This window comes from Pedobacter sp., assembly GCF_045628745.1.
Taxonomy (GTDB): domain Bacteria; phylum Bacteroidota; class Bacteroidia; order Sphingobacteriales; family Sphingobacteriaceae; genus Pedobacter.
The window spans coordinates 1-2,188 of record NZ_JAZQPU010000371.1; the positions used below are offsets into that span (position 1 = coordinate 1).

The 2,188-nt window shown below is 40.0% G+C and carries 2 protein-coding genes and 1 pseudogene; 2 read left to right on the forward strand and 1 reads right to left on the reverse strand.

Annotated elements, in window-relative coordinates:
* Positions 1-597, forward strand: a 597-nt coding sequence (locus tag ACR2F7_RS13440; protein WP_432714069.1) for a peptidylprolyl isomerase, incomplete at its 5' end; no start/stop codon positions are given.
* 124 nt (positions 598-721) lie between these two features.
* Positions 722-1,921, forward strand: a complete 1,200-nt coding sequence (locus ACR2F7_RS13445) for a multiheme c-type cytochrome (RefSeq protein ID WP_432714070.1) — start codon at positions 722-724, stop codon at positions 1,919-1,921.
* A 21-nt stretch (positions 1,922-1,942) separates the two neighbouring features.
* Here ACR2F7_RS13445 and ACR2F7_RS13450 read toward each other — a convergent pair.
* Positions 1,943-2,188 (reverse strand): annotated as a pseudogene (locus tag ACR2F7_RS13450) (cytochrome C); the annotation flags it as partial.

A 2,188-nucleotide genomic window follows, 5' to 3' on the forward strand; every position in this document is an offset into this window, starting at 1 on the left:
GAAACCAATAAAGGTAACATCACTTTGCTTTTATATGACCAGACACCTGCACACCGCGATGCTTTTATAAAAACCGTGCAGGAAGGCTTATTTAACGATGCTGCTTTTAACCGTGTCATTAAATCATTTGTGAGCCAGGCAGGAGAATTAGATGAGACCATCCTGGAAAGAGAGCAACAGCAGCCTAATGTGCCTATCAAACGGATACATGCAGAGCTTGTGCCTTCCATTTTTCATAAAAAAGGTGCATTGGGCGCTGGCCGGAATGATAATCCGGAAAAGCAATCTTACTTTACACAGTTCTACCTGGTGGCGGGTAAAATTTATACAGATGAGGAACTTGATGTTATTGCGAAGAAAAGGGGCATACAGTTTACAACTGCACAAAGGCAAGTATATAAAACCATAGGAGGTACACCTCACCTGGATCAAAATTATACAGTTTTTGGGGAGGTTATACAGGGAATGGATGTAGCGGATGCGATTAATGGCACGCCAACTTCAAAAGATGATCTTCCTATAACACCTGTAACCTTTACCCCTAAGGTCCTTTCTAAAAGGGAAGCTGCTCAACTGTTGAAAGTTCTTCATTTTTAGGGGAAATTTATTAGCGTTAACATACCTTTTTGACCAGCTGAATTCATGGTTGAATAGAACTTGTTTATTGATCTTTTTTAATTAAATTTAAATAAGGTCTTTCATTATTCTAACCAATCATTTCATGCGGCAAAGACACTTTATCCTTGTCTTATTTTCCCTTGCTTCTTTTTTAGTGGTGGTGCTACAATGTACTCAAGTTAAAAAAAAGGATAGCAGGGGGCCAGCCTATGCCGGAAGCTCCACCTGCAAATCCTGTCATGAGGATGTTTCTACTGCTATAGTTCACAATGCACACTTTAATACCTCCAGATTTATCGCCGGAACTGAGGCCACAGATAGCTTGGGCCTTCCACAGGCATCGTTTGTTTTTACTGAAAAGACCAAGCTGGGTGTAGAGAAACGAAGCGGGGATTTATTTCAGGTGGCTTATATAGATGGCAGGGAAGTAAAAGCAGAAAAGACTGATTTTGCTTTTGGCGCTGGATTGAGTGCCTATACTTTTGCTTATTGGTATGGCAACCAATTGTTTCAGATGCCATTAAATTACCATACCCGGGAACAGCAATGGGTAAACAGTCCTGGTTTTCCGGAAGAGCAAATTTACTTTGGAAGACCTATCATTACCCGATGTTTAGAATGTCATAGCTCTTATGTGAAAAATACACTCGTTCAGACCAACGATTTAAATTTAAAAGAGGAGTTTGTAAAAGGTTCTTTAATAGCGGGTATTGACTGCGAGCGCTGCCATGGACCAGCAATGAAACATGTAGAATTCCACCGCGAGCATCCACAGGTAAAAGAGGCAACACATATGGCTGTTTACAGATCACTCCCCTTAAGCCGCAGGATAGATATGTGTGCCGTTTGCCATTCTGGTATAAGTTTACAGGTATTGACTTCTACTTTTTCTTTCAAACCTGGTGATACGCTTAAAAGCCTGCCTCAATATAGTACCTATGCTGGCCAGGAGCCAGATGTACATGGCAACCAAAAGCAATTGCTTGAAGCAAGTCCTTGTTTTAAAATCGGAAAGGCAGAATGTGTATCCTGTCATGATATTCATGAAGCTAAAAAACAAAGCCTCGAAGTCTATACGCAGAAATGCAGGAGTTGTCATCAAAACACAGTTCAAGATCATCAAGATCAAAACCAAGCCTTATTAAAGCAGCAGTGCATTGATTGTCATATGCCCATGTTGGCCTCCACTAAAATAGGTTTTCAAGTCAGCAACAGTAAAAAGAAGATTCCATACCAGGTGAGAACGCATCGAATTGCCGTATATGAGGATGTGATCAAGGATTCTCCTCCAAAAATAAAGTAGCATCCTCATGTTTCAACCAAACTATTGTTGACTCATCGCTTGAAACTTAACCACTTCGTTTTCAATTGGTTTTAAGGTTTGTAAATATTTATACATGGATGCTAGATCATCTTCTTTAATACCGGAATACATGATCCAGGGCATCACGCTTTGAAACTGACCTTTTTTAACTTGTACAGACGGATTTTTAGGATCGTAATGTTTAAATCTTTCCATAAATTGTTCCTTGGTCCAATTACCTATTCCAGTAGAAGGATCAGGCGTAAT